Origin of the sequence: Streptomyces sp. 3330 (genome assembly GCF_031456635.1) — a bacterium.
Classification (GTDB): domain Bacteria; phylum Actinomycetota; class Actinomycetes; order Streptomycetales; family Streptomycetaceae; genus Streptomyces.
Genome location: NZ_JAVDVA010000011.1, coordinates 171,481 through 186,836 on the forward strand (window position 1 = coordinate 171,481; position 15,356 = coordinate 186,836).

The following is a 15,356-nucleotide window of genomic DNA, read 5'->3' on the forward strand; positions in this document are numbered from 1 at the left end:
CCATGAGCAAGATCCTGATCCGAGGTGCGAAGGTGCTCGGCGGCGAGCCGCAGGACGTCCTGATCGACGGCGCGGTCGTCGAGGCCGTCGGCGCGGGACTGCCCGCCGAGGGAGCCGAGGTGATCGAGGCCGGCGGCAAGGTGCTGCTGCCGGGCCTGGTCGACCTGCACACCCATCTGCGCGAGCCGGGCCGCGAGGACTCCGAGACGGTGCTCACGGGCACCCGCGCGGCCGCCTCCGGCGGCTACACGGCCGTGTTCGCCATGGCCAACACCTTCCCCGTGGCCGACACCGCCGGCGTGGTCGAGCAGGTCTACCGGCTCGGCCGGGAGCACGGCTACTGCGACGTGCAGCCCATCGGCGCGGTCACGGTCGGCCTGGAGGGCCGCAAGCTCGCCGAGCTGGGCGCCATGCACGAGTCGGCGGCCGGCGTCACCGTCTTCTCCGACGACGGCAAGTGCGTCGACGACGCGGTGATCATGCGCCGGGCCCTGGAGTACGTGAAGGCCTTCGGCGGGGTCGTCGCCCAGCACGCGCAGGAGCCGCGGCTGACCGAGGGCGCCCAGATGAACGAGGGCGTCGTCTCCGCCGAGCTGGGGCTCGGCGGCTGGCCCGCGGTGGCCGAGGAATCGATCATCGCCCGGGACGTCCTGCTCGCCGAGCACGTCGGCTCCCGGGTCCACATCTGCCACCTCTCCACCGCCGGCTCGGTCGAGATCGTCCGCTGGGCCAAGTCCCGCGGCATCGACGTCACCGCCGAGGTCACCCCGCACCACCTGCTCCTGACCGACGAGCTGGTGCGCAGCTACAACCCGGTCTACAAGGTGAACCCGCCGCTGCGCACCGAGCGCGACGTGCACGCCCTGCGCGAGGCGCTCGCTGACGGCACGATCGACATCGTCGCCACCGACCACGCCCCGCACCCGCACGAGGACAAGGACTGCGAGTGGGCCGCCGCCGCCATGGGCATGGTCGGCCTGGAGACCGCGCTGTCGGTGGTCCAGGAGACGATGGTGGAGACGGGCCTGCTGGACTGGGCCGGGGTCGCGAGCCGGATGTCGTTCAAGCCCGCCCTGATCGGGCGGGCCGAGGGCCACGGGCGTCCCGTCTCGGCAGGTGAGCCCGCCAACCTCACGCTCGTCGACACGGAATACCGTGGGTCGGTGGACCCCGCGGGCTTCGCCTCGCGCAGCCGGAACACCCCGTACGAGGGGCGTGAGCTGCCGGGCCGTGTCACGCACACGTGGCTCCGGGGCAAGGCCACGCTCGTCGACGGGAAGCTCACGTGACATCTGCTGCACTACTGCTCGCGGCCGAGAAGGAATCGGCCGAAGTGACCGACTGGGCCGCGCGGATCGGCTGGGTGGTCGGTCTCGGCCTCTTCGTCGCGCTCGTCTACTGGCTGATGCGCGAGGGCTGGAAGTGGCGCGGCACGCTCCAGGGCGACCTCCCCGAGCTCCCCGCCGCGCCGGACGACCCCGGTCCGGTGAGACTGGGCATGAGCGGCCGCTACCACGGCTCCACCACCGCCGGGCAGTGGCTCGACCGCATCGTGGCGCACGGCCTGGGCACCCGCAGCCGGGTCGAGCTCACGCTGACGGCCGCGGGACTGGACGTCGTGCGCCCCGGCGCGACCGACTTCTTCGTCCCGGCCGCCGCCCTGCGCGAGGCCCGGCTCGACAAGGGCATCGCGGGCAAGGTCCTCACCGAGGGCGGACTGCTGGTGGTGACCTGGGCGCACGGCGGCAGACTGCTCGACTCCGGCTTCCGCTCGGACCACGCGGCCGAGCACGGCGAGTGGGTCGACGCCATCAACTCCATGATCGACAAGACGGAAAACCCGACGGAAACGGAAGGCGCACGATGACGACCTCCACCAGGGGAACCACCAGGGTTCCCGCCGTACTCGTCCTGGAGGACGGCCGCATCTTCCGCGGCCGTGCCTACGGGGCCGTGGGGGAGACCTTCGGCGAAGCGGTGTTCTCCACCGGCATGACCGGCTACCAGGAGACCCTGACCGACCCGTCGTACGACCGCCAGATCGTCGTCGCGACCGCCCCCCAGATCGGCAACACCGGCTGGAACGACGAGGACGACGAGTCGGCCCGCATCTGGGTCTCCGGCTACGTCGTGCGCGACCCCGCGCGCGTGCCCTCCAACTGGCGCGCCCAGCGGTCCCTGGACGACGAACTCGTCGCGCAGAACGTCGTCGGCATCTCCGGCATCGACACCCGCGCGCTCACCCGCCACCTCCGCGAGAGCGGCTCGATGCGCGCCGGCATCTTCTCCGGCGAGGCGGTCGGCCCGGAGACCGACCTCGTCGCGCGGGTGCAGGCCCAGCCGCACATGAAGGGCGCGAGCCTGTACGAGGAGGTCGCCACCAAGGAGGCCTACGTGGTCCCCGCGGTCGGCGAGAAGCGCTTCACCGTCGCCGCCATCGACCTCGGCATCAAGGGCATGACCCCGCACCGCATGGCCGAGCGCGGCATCGAGGTGCACGTGCTCCCCGCGACGGCCTCGGCGGCGGAGGTGTACGCCGTCGGCCCCGACGGCGTGTTCTTCTCCAACGGCCCGGGCGACCCGGCCACCGCCGACGGCCCGGTCGCGCTGATGACCGAGGTGCTGGAGCGCGGGACGCCGCTCTTCGGCATCTGCTTCGGCAACCAGATCCTCGGCCGCGCCCTCGGCTTCGGCACCTACAAGCTGAAGTACGGCCACCGCGGCATCAACCAGCCGGTCCAGGACCGTACGACCGGCAAGGTCGAGGTCACCGCGCACAACCACGGGTTCGCCGTGGACGCGCCGCTCGACAAGGTCTCCGAGACCCCCTTCGGGCGCGCCGAGGTCTCCCACGTCTGCCTGAACGACCAGGTCGTCGAGGGGCTCCAGCTGCTCGACCAGCCCGCGTTCAGCGTCCAGTACCACCCCGAAGCGGCAGCGGGCCCCCACGACGCCGCCTACCTGTTCGACCGCTTCGTTTCCCTGATGGAGGGCCAGCGTGCCTAAGCGCACCGATATCCAGTCCGTCCTGGTCATCGGCTCCGGCCCGATCGTCATCGGCCAGGCCGCCGAGTTCGACTACTCCGGCACCCAGGCCTGCCGGGTCCTCAAGGCCGAGGGCCTGCGGGTGATCCTCGTCAACTCCAACCCGGCGACGATCATGACCGACCCGGAGATCGCCGACGCCACCTACGTCGAGCCGATCACCCCGGAGTTCGTCGAGAAGATCATCGCCAAGGAGCGGCCGGACGCCCTGCTGCCGACGCTGGGCGGCCAGACCGCGCTCAACACGGCGATCTCCATGCACGAGCAGGGTGTGCTGGAGAAGTACGGCGTCGAGCTGATCGGCGCCAACGTCGAGGCGATCAACAAGGGCGAGGACCGCGACCTCTTCAAGGGCGTCGTCGAGGCCGTCCGCGCGAAGATCGGCCACGGCGAGTCCGCCCGCTCGGTCATCTGCCACTCCATGGACGACGTGCTCCAGGGCGTCGAGACGCTCGGCGGCTACCCCGTCGTCGTCCGGCCCTCCTTCACCATGGGCGGCGCCGGCTCCGGTTTCGCGCACGACGAGGAGGAGCTGCGCCGCATCGCCGGCCAGGGCCTCACGCTCTCCCCGACCACCGAGGTGCTCCTGGAGGAGTCCATCCTCGGCTGGAAGGAGTACGAGCTGGAGCTCATGCGCGACAAGCACGACAACGTCGTGGTCGTCTGCTCCATCGAGAACTTCGACCCCATGGGCGTGCACACCGGCGACTCGATCACCGTGGCGCCCGCGATGACGCTGACCGACCGTGAGTACCAGCGGCTGCGCGACATCGGCATCGCGATCATCCGCGAGGTCGGCGTCGACACCGGCGGCTGCAACATCCAGTTCGCGGTCGACCCCGACGACGGCCGCATCATCGTCATCGAGATGAACCCGCGGGTGTCGCGCTCCTCGGCCCTCGCGTCGAAGGCCACCGGCTTCCCGATCGCCAAGATCGCCGCCAAGCTGGCCGTCGGCTACACGCTCGACGAGATCCCGAACGACATCACCGAGAAGACCCCGGCGTCCTTCGAGCCCACGCTCGACTACGTCGTCGTGAAAGCCCCGCGCTTCGCCTTCGAGAAGTTCCCGTCCGCCGACTCCACGCTGACCACGACCATGAAGTCGGTCGGCGAGGCCATGGCGATCGGCCGCAACTTCACCGAGGCGCTGCAGAAGGCCCTGCGCTCGCTGGAGAAGAAGGGCAGCCAGTTCTGCTTCGTCGGCGAGCCCGGCGACAAGGCCGAGCTGCTGCGCGAGGCCGTCCGGCCGACCGACGGGCGCATCAACACCGTCATGCAGGCCATCCGCGCGGGCGCCACGCCCGAGGAGGTCTTCGACGCCACCAGGATCGACCCGTGGTTCGTGGACCAGATGTTCCTGATCAAGGAGATCGCGGACGAGCTGGCCGCCGCCGACAAGCTGCACCCGGAGCTGCTGGAGCTGGCCAAGCGCCACGGCTTCTCCGACGTCCAGATCGGCGAGATCCGCGGGCTGCGCGAGGACGTCGTCCGCGAGGTCCGGCACGCGCTGGGCGTCCGCCCCGTCTACAAGACGGTCGACACCTGCGCCGCCGAGTTCGCCGCGAAGACGCCGTACTTCTACTCCTCCTACGACGAGGAGAGCGAGGTCGCGTCCCGCGAGAAGCCCGCGGTGATCATCCTGGGCTCCGGCCCGAACCGCATCGGCCAGGGCATCGAGTTCGACTACTCCTGCGTCCACGCCTCCTTCGCGCTGTCCGACGCCGGGTACGAGACCGTGATGGTCAACTGCAACCCGGAGACCGTCTCCACGGACTACGACACCTCCGACCGCCTGTACTTCGAGCCGCTGACGCTCGAGGACGTGCTGGAGATCGTCCACGCGGAGTCGCTGGCCGGCCCGATTGCCGGTGTCGTCGTCCAGCTCGGCGGCCAGACCCCGCTGGGTCTGGCGCAGGCGCTGAAGGACAACGGCGTGCCGATCGTCGGCACCCCGCCGGAGGCCATCCACGCGGCCGAGGACCGGGGCGCCTTCGGGCGGGTGCTCGCCGAGGCGGGCCTTCCGGCCCCGAAGCACGGCACGGCCACCACCTTCGCCGAGGCCAAGGCCATCGCGGACGAGATCGGCTACCCGGTCCTGGTGCGGCCGTCGTACGTGCTCGGCGGACGCGGCATGGAGATCGTCTACGACGAGACCCGGCTGTCGTCCTACATCGCCGAGTCGACCGAGATCAGCCCCACCCGCCCGGTCCTCGTCGACCGCTTCCTCGACGACGCGATCGAGATCGACGTCGACGCCCTGTACGACGGCGAGGAGCTGTACCTCGGCGGCGTCATGGAGCACATCGAGGAGGCCGGCATCCACTCCGGCGACTCGGCGTGCGCCCTGCCCCCGATCACGCTGGGCGGCTTCGACATCAAGCGCCTGCGGGCCTCCACCGAGGCCATCGCCAAGGGCGTCGGGGTGCGCGGTCTGATCAACATCCAGTTCGCCATGGCCGGGGACATCCTCTACGTCCTGGAGGCCAACCCGCGCGCGTCCCGCACGGTCCCCTTCACCTCGAAGGCGACCGCGGTGCCGCTGGCGAAGGCCGCCGCCCGGATCTCGCTCGGCGCGACCGTCGCCGAGCTGCGCGCCGAGGGGCTGCTGCCGGCGACGGGCGACGGCGGCGAGCTGCCGCTGGACGCGCCGATCTCCGTCAAGGAGGCCGTGATGCCGTGGACCCGCTTCCGGGACACCTCCGGGCGCGGTGTCGACACCGTCCTCGGCCCCGAGATGCGCTCCACCGGCGAGGTCATGGGCATCGACTCCGTCTTCGGCACGGCGTACGCCAAGTCGCAGGCGGGCGCGTACGGCCCGCTGCCCACCAAGGGCCGCGCGTTCATCTCGGTCGCCAACCGCGACAAGCGCTCGATGATCTTCCCGGCCCGCGAACTGGTCGGCCACGGCTTCGAGCTGCTCGCCACCTCCGGCACCGCCGAGGTCCTCAAGCGCAACGGCATCAACGCCACCGTCGTGCGCAAGCAGTCCGAGGGCACCGGTCCCAACGGCGAGAAGACCATCGTCCAGCTCATCCACGAGGGTGAGGTCGACCTCATCGTCAACACCCCGTACGGCACCGGCGGCCGCCTCGACGGCTACGAGATCCGCACGGCGGCCGTGGCCCGGTCCGTGCCGTGCCTGACGACGGTCCAGGCGCTCGCCGCGGCCGTCCAGGGCATCGACGCCCTCAACCACGGGGACGTGGGCGTGCGCTCACTCCAGGAACACGCGGCACACCTGACCGCGGCCCGCGACTAGCAGCCCTCAGGGGGACACCGGAAACGGTGTCCCCCTCTTCATGACACCTCTTCGCGAGGCTCCTTGGAGGACATGATCATGTACCACCTCTTCTTCCGGCTGGTCTTCCGGCGGATGGACCCCGAGCGCGCCCATCACCTGGCCTTCCGCTGGATCCGGCTCGTCGTCCGGATCCCGGTGCTGCGCACGTTCGTCGCGGCCGCCCTGGCCCCCCGGTACGAGGAACTGCGCACCGAGGCCTTCGGGCTGCGCATGCACGGCCCCTTCGGACTCGCCGCCGGCTTCGACAAGAACGCCGTCGCGATCGACGGGATGTCGATGCTCGGCTTCGACCACGTCGAGATCGGCACGGTCACCGGCGAGCCGCAGCCCGGCAACCCCGCCCAGCGGCTGTTCCGCCTCGTGCAGGACCGGGCGCTCATCAACCGGATGGGCTTCAACAACGAGGGCTCCCTGGCCGTCGCCGCGCGCCTGGCCTCCCGTACGCCCGTCTTCAGGCCCGTGGTGGGCGTCAACATCGGCAAGACCAAGGTCGTGCCCGAGGAGGAGGCCGTCGGCGACTACGTGAAGTCGACCGAGCGGCTGGCGCCCTACGCCGACTACCTGGTCGTCAACGTGTCCTCGCCGAACACCCCGGGTCTGCGCAACCTCCAGGCCACCGAGGCGCTGCGGCCGCTGCTGAGCGCCGTCCGCGGGGCCGCCGACCGCGTGGTGACCTCACGGCGGGTGCCGCTCCTGGTCAAGATCGCCCCGGACCTGGCCGACGAGGACGTCGACGCGGTCGCCGACCTGGCCGTGGAACTCGGTCTGGACGGGATCATCGCCACCAACACCACCATCGCGCGCGAGGGTCTCGGTCTGCGGTCCGACCCCTCGCTGGTGAAGGAGACCGGCGGACTGTCCGGGGCGCCCCTCAAGGCGCGCTCCCTGGAGGTGCTGCGCCGCCTCTACGCGCGCGTGGGCGACCGCGTCACCCTCGTGGGCGTCGGCGGCGTGGAGGACGCCGAGGACGCCTGGCAGCGCATCCTGGCCGGTGCCACGCTGGTCCAGGGGTACAGCGCCTTCATCTACCAGGGGCCCTTCTGGGGCCGCGCGATCCACAAGGGCCTGGCCGCCCGCCTGCGGACGAGCCCGTACGCCACTCTCGCCGACGCCGTCGGCGCCGACGTGAGGAAGACGGCATGACCCTGGAGCCCTTCGGCGCGCGGCTGCGCCGGGCCATGGACGAGCGTGGCCCGCTCTGCGTCGGTATCGACCCGCACGCCTCCCTGCTCGCCGAGTGGGGCCTCGACGACGGCGTCGCCGGCCTGGAGCGGTTCAGCCGCACCGTCGTCGAGGCCACGGCCGACCGGGTCGCCCTGCTGAAGCCGCAGAGCGCTTTCTTCGAGCGGTTCGGCTCGCGCGGCGTCGCCGTCCTGGAGAAGACCGTGCAGGAGGCGCGGGCGGCCGGCGCCCTGGTCGTGATGGACGCCAAGCGCGGTGACATCGGCTCGACCATGGCCGCGTACGCGGAGTCCTTCCTGCACAAGGACGCCCCGCTGTTCTCCGACGCCCTCACCGTGTCGCCGTACCTCGGCTACGGATCCCTGGCCCCGGCCGTGGCGTCGGCGCGCGAGAGCGGCGCGGGTCTCTTCGTGCTGGCGCTGACCTCCAACCCGGAGGGCGGCGAGGTCCAGCACGCGGTACGGGCCGACGGGCGGAACGTGGGCGCGACGATGCTGGCGCACCTGGCCGCCGAGAACGCGGGGGAGGAGCCGCTGGGCTCCTTCGGGGCGGTCGTCGGCGCCACGCTGGGCGACCTGTCGTCGTACGACCTCGACATCAACGGTCCGCTCCTCGCGCCCGGTGTCGGCGCTCAGGGGGCGACCCCGGCCGACCTGCCGCGGGTCTTCGGCTCCGCGGTGCGCAACGTCGTGCCGAACGTGAGCCGGGGTGTGTTGCGTCACGGTCCCGGCGTCGTCGCTCTGCGTGACGCCGTGGACCGCTTTGCGCGAGAGGTCAGGGCGGCCGTGGACACTGCCTGACGGGCGTCGGCCGCCCGACCGGGGGCTCGGTCGGGCGGCTCGGGGGCGACTTGAGTCTGGATACATCCTCAAATCCGGGGGACTATGTCTTAAATGTCCGGCCTGACGGAGGCTGACCAGGACTTTTCCTCTGTTCTCGCTGACTCTGGCGGAGTTGGCCGCTAGTCTCCGACGGAGAGTGAACGGGCAGCGCGTGTTGCTCGTAACTCACCAGGTGTGGGGCGACTAGGTTCCTCACCGGTCCGTATCCGACAGTTCGACATCCGAGGTGACGTAGGCGTGGCTCTTCCGCCCCTTACCCCCGAACAGCGCGCAGCCGCGCTCGAAAAGGCCGCCGCGGCTCGCCGGGAGCGGGCCGAGGTCAAGAATCGACTCAAGCACTCCGGCGCCTCGCTTCACGAGGTCATCAAGCAGGGTCAGGAAAACGACGTCATCGGCAAGATGAAGGTCTCTGCCCTTCTGGAGTCGCTCCCGGGCGTGGGCAAGGTCCGCGCCAAGCAGATCATGGAGCGACTCGGCATCTCCGAGAGCCGCCGCGTGCGCGGCCTCGGTTCCAACCAGATCGCGTCCCTGGAGCGTGAGTTCGGCAGCACCGGCTCCTGATTCCCGGGTGCCGCGGGACGGGAGTCCCAGGCACTCCGGGATTGCTGGAATAATCGCTGCATGGCAGTAAAACTCCGGGGGACGACCCCCGAAACCCCGGACGCACGTCCGCGGCTGACCGTGCTCTCCGGCCCCTCCGGGGTCGGCAAGAGCACGGTCGTCGCTCATATGCGCAAGGAACACCCCGAGGTATGGCTCTCGGTGTCGGCCACGACCCGCAGGCCGCGGCCCGGCGAGAAGCACGGCGTCCACTACTTCTTCGTCACCGACGAGGAGATGGACAAGCTGATCGCCAACGGCGAGCTGCTGGAGTGGGCCGAGTTCGCGGGCAACCGCTACGGCACTCCCCGCACCGCGGTGCTGGAGCGCCTGGAGGCGGGCGAACCCGTCCTCCTGGAGATCGACCTCCAGGGCGCCCGGCAGGTCCGCGAGTCCATGCCCGAGGCCCGGCTGGTGTTCCTGGCCCCTCCCTCCTGGGAGGAACTGGTGCGCAGGCTCACCGGGCGGGGCACCGAACCGCCCGAGGTGATCGAGCGCCGTCTGGCGGCCGCGAAGATCGAACTCGCGGCCGAGCCGGAGTTCGACGTGACCCTGGTCAACACCTCCGTCGAGGACGTCGCGCGTGAGCTGCTAGCCTTGGTCGATGTTGTGTGATTACGAGCCTGTGATCACGACCGGTCTTTTCCCATCCATCGGAAGGTAGAGCGTGTCCTCTTCCATCTCCGCGCCCGAGGGCATCATCAACCCGCCGATCGACGAGCTCCTCGAGGCCACCGACTCGAAGTACAGCCTCGTGATCTACGCGGCCAAGCGGGCCCGCCAGATCAACGCGTACTACTCGCAGCTCGGCGAGGGCCTCCTCGAGTACGTCGGTCCGCTCGTGGACACCCACGTCCACGAGAAGCCGCTCTCGATCGCCCTCCGCGAGATCAACGCCGGTCTGCTGACGTCCGAGGCCGTCGAGGGCCCCGCTCAGTAGTATTTTCGGCTCACAGTGGGTTTCTCCACAGGCCCGGCAGCACGGCTGCCGGGCCTGTGGTGTCTGATGGACTCGTACGCCGGGAGCCGTGGCGTGCGTTTTCCGAGGTCCGGGGAGAAACGGTGGACAAGCCGAAGGTCGTTCTGGGGGTCAGCGGTGGCATCGCCGCCTACAAGGCCTGTGAGCTGCTGCGCAGGCTGACCGAGTCGGGCCATGACGTCCGGGTGGTGCCCACCGCCTCGGCACTGCACTTCGTCGGCGCCGCCACTTGGTCCGCCCTCTCCGGCCACCCCGTCTCCACGGAGGTCTGGGACGACGTCCACGAGGTCCCGCACGTCCGCATCGGCCAGCACGCCGACCTGGTCGTCGTCGCCCCGGCCACGGCGGACCTGCTCGCCAAGGCCGCCCACGGCCTCGCCGACGACCTGCTCACCAACACCCTCCTGACGGCCCGCTGTCCCGTCGTCTTCGCCCCCGCGATGCACACCGAGATGTGGGAGCACCCGGCCACCCAGGAGAACGTGGCGACACTGCGCCGCCGGGGCGCCGTCGTCATCGAGCCGGCCGTCGGGCGGCTCACGGGCGTCGACACCGGCAAGGGACGGCTGCCCGACCCGGCCGAGATCTTCGAGGTCTGCCGCCGGGTCCTGGCCAGGGGCGTGCGGGAACCCGATCTCGTCGGCCGGCACGTCGTGGTCAGCGCAGGCGGCACCCGCGAACCCCTCGACCCGGTCCGCTTCCTCGGCAACCGCTCCTCCGGCAAGCAGGGCTACGCCCTCGCCCGCACCGCCGCCGCCCGGGGCGCCCGCGTCACACTGATCGCGGCGAACACCGGCCTGCCCGACCCGGCCGGGGTCGACGTCGTCCAGGTCGGCACGGCCGTGCAGCTGCGCGAGGCGGTCCTGAAGGCGGCCGCGGACGCCGACGCGGTCGTCATGGCGGCCGCCGTGGCCGATTTCCGGCCGGAGACGTACGCGGCCGGAAAGATCAAGAAGCAGGACGGCCGCGATCCGGACCCCATCGTTCTTGTGCGAAATCCGGACATCCTCGCGGAGGTCTCCGCCGACCGGGCGCGCTCCAACCAGGTGGTTGTCGGCTTCGCCGCCGAGACCGACGACGTCCTCGCGAACGGCCGGACCAAGCTCCGCCGCAAGGGCTGCGATCTCCTGGTGGTGAACGAGGTGGGGGAGCGCAAGACCTTCGGCTCCGAGGAGAACGAGGCCGTCGTGCTGGGCGCCGACGGCAGTGAAACCCCCGTGCCGTACGGGCCCAAGGAGGCCCTGGCCGAAACCGTGTGGGACCTGGTGACGCGGCGGCTGGCCTGACTGTTTGATGCGCTTCCCCGTCGTCCTCCCCCTCGGTCGATTCGGGTGCGGCGACCCTGGCCAACGGTGCTCGGCATTCGGCAGAATGCCCGTGCCGCAGGTCACAGCGCTCCCGAGAGGCGAGACGGGTGGCCCGGTGGAGGGGCACGACCGATAAACTGTTCTCGGACGACGCCGGGCGCAGCTCCTGTCGCGTCCGCCAATGATCAGCCAGCAGCCGCTGCAACCCCAGGGAGCGTTGTGTCCCGTCGCCTGTTCACCTCGGAGTCTGTGACCGAGGGTCACCCCGACAAGATCGCTGACCAGATCAGCGACACCATTCTCGATGCCCTGCTGCGCGAGGACCCGGCCTCCCGGGTCGCCGTCGAGACCCTGATCACGACCGGTCTGGTGCATGTGGCCGGTGAGGTCACCACCAAGGCGTACGCGCCGATCCCCCAGCTCGTTCGCGACAAGATCCTCGAGATCGGCTACGACTCCTCGAAGAAGGGCTTCGACGGCGCCTCCTGCGGCGTCTCGGTGTCCATCGGCGCGCAGTCCCCGGACATCGCCCAGGGTGTCGACACGGCGTACGAGAACCGCGTCGAGGGCGACGACGACGAGCTGGACCGTCAGGGCGCCGGCGACCAGGGCCTGATGTTCGGCTACGCGTCGGACGAGACGCCGACCCTCATGCCGCTGCCGATCTTCCTCGCGCACCGGCTCTCGAAGCGTCTGTCGGACGTCCGCAAGAACGGGACCATCCCGTACCTGCGCCCCGACGGCAAGACCCAGGTCACCATCGAGTACGACGGCGACAAGGCCCTGCGTCTCGACACGGTCGTCGTCTCCTCGCAGCACGCGAGCGACATCGACCTGGACTCCCTGCTGGCCCCGGACATCCGCGAGTTCGTGGTGGAGCCCGAGCTGAAGGCGCTCCTGGACGAGGGCATCAAGCTCGACACCGAGAACTACCGCCTGCTGGTCAACCCGACCGGCCGCTTCGAGATCGGCGGCCCGATGGGCGACGCCGGCCTCACCGGCCGCAAGATCATCATCGACACCTACGGCGGCTTCGCCCGCCACGGCGGCGGCGCCTTCTCGGGCAAGGACCCGTCCAAGGTCGACCGCTCGGCGGCGTACGCGATGCGCTGGGTCGCGAAGAACGTGGTGGCCGCGGGTCTCGCCGCGCGCTGCGAGGTCCAGGTCGCCTACGCGATCGGCAAGGCCGAGCCGGTCGGTCTGTTCGTGGAGACCTTCGGCACCGCCAAGGTCGACGCCGAGAAGATCGAGAAGGCCATCGACGAGGTCTTCGACCTCCGCCCGGCCGCGATCATCCGCGACCTCGACCTGCTGCGCCCGATCTACGCGCAGACCGCCGCGTACGGCCACTTCGGCCGTGAGCTGCCCGACTTCACGTGGGAGCGCACGGACCGCGTGGACGCGCTGCGCAAGGCCGCGGGACTGTAGGTCCCCCTCACGGCGACGCGTCGGGCCCGGCTTCCCCAGGGAGGCCGGGCCTCGGCGTTCACGGGGGTCGGTGCGGCGGGGTGGCCGGTCCGCCCGACGACCTTCGCCGGGCGCCTGCCGGCTCACGGGCGACTCGTCGGTGAAGCCGCGGATCCAGGCGCCGGCGGAAGATCCGGGCAACCTCTTCGACGTCGTCTCCCCGTCCGAGTGCCTGCGGCGCCGGGCGGGTAACCGGGGGGTCGGCGGAGGGACCGTTGTCAGTGGCGTTTGGTAAAAAGGCAAGCGTGAGCAGCGAGAACGGGCAGGGGGACGGTGGTGCGGCCGGGGAGGGCGCGCCGCCGGAGCAGCTCGCGCTGATCCGGGAGAGCGTGCGGCAGGCGAAGACGCCGCGGGCCAAGCCCCGGACCTGGCGGGGGGCCGCGCTGGCCGACGAGCTGCCGGTCGCGCGGGTGCTCGTCGACAAGGGCGTCCTGCATCTGGACCGGTACTTCGACTACGCGGTGCCGGCCGAGCTGGACGCCGACGCCCAGCCGGGGGTGCGGGTCCGGGTGCGGTTCGGCGCCGGGCGCGGGCGGGTGCGGGACGGGCGGCGCGAGGGCGGGGGCCTCATCGACGGGTTCCTCGTCGAGCGGCTCGCCGCGTCGGACTACTCCGGGCCGCTCGCGGCGCTCGCCCAGGTGGTGTCGCCCGAACCGGTGCTGAGCGAGGAGCTGCTGGGACTGGCGAGAGCCGTCGCCGACCGGTACGCGGGAAGCCTCGCCGACGTTCTCCAGCTGGCCGTGCCGCCCCGCAACGCGCGCGCCGAGCAGCGGCCGTCCCCGGCGCCGCTGCCGCCCCCGGCGGCGCCCGGGGCCGGGTCCTGGGCGCGCTACGAGCGAGGGAGCGCGTTCCTCGATTCGCTGGCGTCCGGGGGCGCGCCCCGGGCGGTGTGGAACGCGTTGCCCGGCCCCCGGTGGAGCGAGGAGCTGGCGCGGGCCGTCGCCGCGACGCTCGCCTCGGGCCGCGGGGCGCTGGTCGTCGTGCCCGACGGACGGGCCGCCGCGCGGGTCGACGCCGCGCTGACGGCCGTGCTGGGGGAGGGGCGGCACGCCCTGCTCACCGCGGACGCCGGGCCCGAGAAGCGGTACCGGGAGTGGCTCGCCGTCCGCCGGGGTTCCGTGCGGGCGGTCGTCGGGACGCGCGCCGCGATGTTCGCGCCGGTCCAGGACCTCGGCCTGGTCGCGCTCTGGGACGACGGGGACGACAGCCACAGCGAGCAGCATGCGCCGCAGCCCCATGCGCGCGAGGTGCTGCTGCTGCGCGCCGCGCAGGACGGGTGCGCCTTCCTGATGGGGGGCTGGAGCTGCACCGTCGAGGGCGCGCAGCTCGTCGAGAGCGGGTGGGCGCGGCCGCTCGTCGCCGCGCGGGAGCAGGTGCGGCACAGCGCTCCGCTGGTGCGCACCGTGGGCGACCAGGATCTCGCGCGGGACGAGGCCGCCCGGGCCGCCCGGCTGCCCACCCTCGCCTGGCAGGCGGTCCGGGAGGGTCTGCGGCACGGGCCGGTGCTCGTCCAGGTGCCCCGGCGGGGCTACGTGCCGCGGATGGCCTGCGCGCAGTGCCGCGCCGCCGCCCGGTGCAGGCACTGCTCCGGGCCGTTGGAGGCGCGGGACCAGGGTGCGCTGTGGTGCGGCTGGTGCGGGCGCGAGGAGAACGCCTGGCACTGTCCCGAGTGCGGCTCGTTCCGGTTGCGGGCGCAGGTCGTGGGGGCCCGGCGGACCGCCGAGGAGCTGGGGCGGGCGTTCCCCGCCGTGCCGGTGCGGACGTCGGGGCGTGAGCAGGTGCTGGACACCGTCCCGGGGACACCCGCGCTCGTCGTGTCCACGCCCGGGGCCGAGCCGGTCGCCGAGGGCGGGTACGCGGCCGCGCTGCTGCTGGACGGCTGGGCCATGCTCGGCCGGCCCGACCTGCGGGCCGGGGAGGACGCGCTGCGCCGCTGGATCGCGGCCGCCGCGCTCGTCCGGCCGTCGGGGGAGGGGGGGACCGTGGTCGTGGTCGCCGAGCCGACCCTGCGGCCCGTGCAGGCGCTGGTGCGATGGGACCCGGTGGGGCACGCGGTGCGGGAGCTCTCCGAGCGGGCCGAACTGGGCTTTCCGCCGGTGTCGCGGATGGCGGCGGTGTCGGGGACGGGGGAGGCCGTGGCCGCCTTCCTGGGGGCCGTCGAGCTGCCGGCGGAGGCGGAGCTGCTGGGTCCTGTGCCGGTGCCCGCGGGCCCGGCGGGGCGGCCCCGGCGGCCGGGGGCGCCGCCCCCCGGGGAGGAGTGGGAGCGGGCGCTGCTCCGGGTGCCCCCCGGGCGGGGCGCCGCGCTGGCCGCCGCTCTGAAGTCGGCGCAGGCGGCTCGGATGGCGCGGGGCGGCGAGGAGGCCGTGCGGGTGCGGATCGATCCCCCGGACATCGGCTGAGGGAGGGGGCGGGGTTCGGCACGGGGCGGTCCCGGGGGCGGGGAGGGGCCGGGTGTGCGACTGCCCTCTCGGGCGGGTGCCGAGAGGGCAGGTCGGGCGGAGACGGGAGGGGGATCCGGGCGGTGCGGGACGCGGCGCGTCAGCCGTTGCGCGGACCGGGGAAGGCGGTCGGCCTGGCCTCGTCGCGCAGGGCCGGGGCGGCGACGTCGCGCAGGGCCGGGGCGGCGACAT

Annotated in this window: 12 protein-coding genes; all 12 read left to right on the forward strand. The window is 72.1% G+C overall.

Translation table 11 applies throughout. The features are described from left to right. The first annotated feature begins 2 nt into the window (after window positions 1-2). The 12 genes from J2X68_RS20265 (at window position 3) to J2X68_RS20320 (ending at window position 15,125) form a co-directional block, all read left to right on the forward strand. Window positions 3-1,289: a dihydroorotase gene (locus J2X68_RS20265; protein WP_310433941.1), complete on the forward strand. Its 1,287-nt coding sequence runs from the start codon at window positions 3-5 to the stop codon at window positions 1,287-1,289. Then, on the forward strand, window positions 1,286-1,867 hold the full coding sequence (locus tag J2X68_RS20270; RefSeq protein ID WP_310433942.1) for a hypothetical protein: 582 nt from the start codon (window positions 1,286-1,288) through the stop codon (window positions 1,865-1,867). The genes J2X68_RS20265 and J2X68_RS20270 overlap by 4 nt, the downstream gene beginning before the upstream one ends. Beyond that, window positions 1,864-3,006, forward strand: coding sequence for a glutamine-hydrolyzing carbamoyl-phosphate synthase small subunit (gene carA / locus J2X68_RS20275; protein ID WP_310433943.1), 1,143 nt, complete (start codon window positions 1,864-1,866; stop codon window positions 3,004-3,006). Before J2X68_RS20270 ends, carA begins: the two co-directional genes overlap by 4 nt. After that, entirely contained in the window at window positions 2,999-6,307 is a 3,309-nt protein-coding gene (gene carB, locus J2X68_RS20280) for a carbamoyl-phosphate synthase large subunit (RefSeq protein WP_310433944.1), read from the forward strand. Before carA ends, carB begins: the two co-directional genes overlap by 8 nt. A 78-nt stretch (window positions 6,308-6,385) precedes the next feature. After that, window positions 6,386-7,492, forward strand: a complete 1,107-nt coding sequence (locus tag J2X68_RS20285) for a quinone-dependent dihydroorotate dehydrogenase (RefSeq protein ID WP_310433945.1) — start codon at window positions 6,386-6,388, stop codon at window positions 7,490-7,492. After that, window positions 7,489-8,331, forward strand: coding sequence for an orotidine-5'-phosphate decarboxylase (gene pyrF / locus J2X68_RS20290; RefSeq protein ID WP_310433946.1), 843 nt, complete (start codon window positions 7,489-7,491; stop codon window positions 8,329-8,331). The genes J2X68_RS20285 and pyrF overlap by 4 nt, the downstream gene beginning before the upstream one ends. A gap of 279 nt (window positions 8,332-8,610) precedes the next feature. Continuing rightward, window positions 8,611-8,934, forward strand: a complete 324-nt coding sequence (locus J2X68_RS20295; RefSeq protein WP_003977346.1) for an integration host factor — start codon at window positions 8,611-8,613, stop codon at window positions 8,932-8,934. 60 nt (window positions 8,935-8,994) lie between these two features. Then, window positions 8,995-9,588, forward strand: coding sequence for a guanylate kinase (gene gmk, locus J2X68_RS20300; RefSeq protein WP_310433947.1), 594 nt, complete (start codon window positions 8,995-8,997; stop codon window positions 9,586-9,588). Between the two features lie 52 nt (window positions 9,589-9,640). Then, window positions 9,641-9,913 carry a DNA-directed RNA polymerase subunit omega gene (gene rpoZ, locus J2X68_RS20305; protein WP_003988945.1) on the forward strand — a complete coding sequence of 91 codons (273 nt, stop codon included), beginning with the start codon at window positions 9,641-9,643 and terminating at the stop codon, window positions 9,911-9,913. Window positions 9,914-10,035: 122 nt separating this feature from the next. Continuing rightward, window positions 10,036-11,238 (forward strand): bifunctional phosphopantothenoylcysteine decarboxylase/phosphopantothenate--cysteine ligase CoaBC, encoded by a 1,203-nt coding sequence (coaBC, locus tag J2X68_RS20310; RefSeq protein ID WP_310433948.1) that lies wholly within the window; start codon window positions 10,036-10,038, stop codon window positions 11,236-11,238. 240 nt (window positions 11,239-11,478) lie between these two features. After that, on the forward strand, window positions 11,479-12,687 hold the full coding sequence (gene metK / locus J2X68_RS20315; protein WP_310433949.1) for a methionine adenosyltransferase: 1,209 nt from the start codon (window positions 11,479-11,481) through the stop codon (window positions 12,685-12,687). Window positions 12,688-12,971: 284 nt separating this feature from the next. Further along, window positions 12,972-15,125 carry a primosomal protein N' gene (locus tag J2X68_RS20320; protein ID WP_310433950.1) on the forward strand — a complete coding sequence of 718 codons (2,154 nt, stop codon included), beginning with the start codon at window positions 12,972-12,974 and terminating at the stop codon, window positions 15,123-15,125. Window positions 15,126-15,356: the final 231 nt, after the last annotated feature.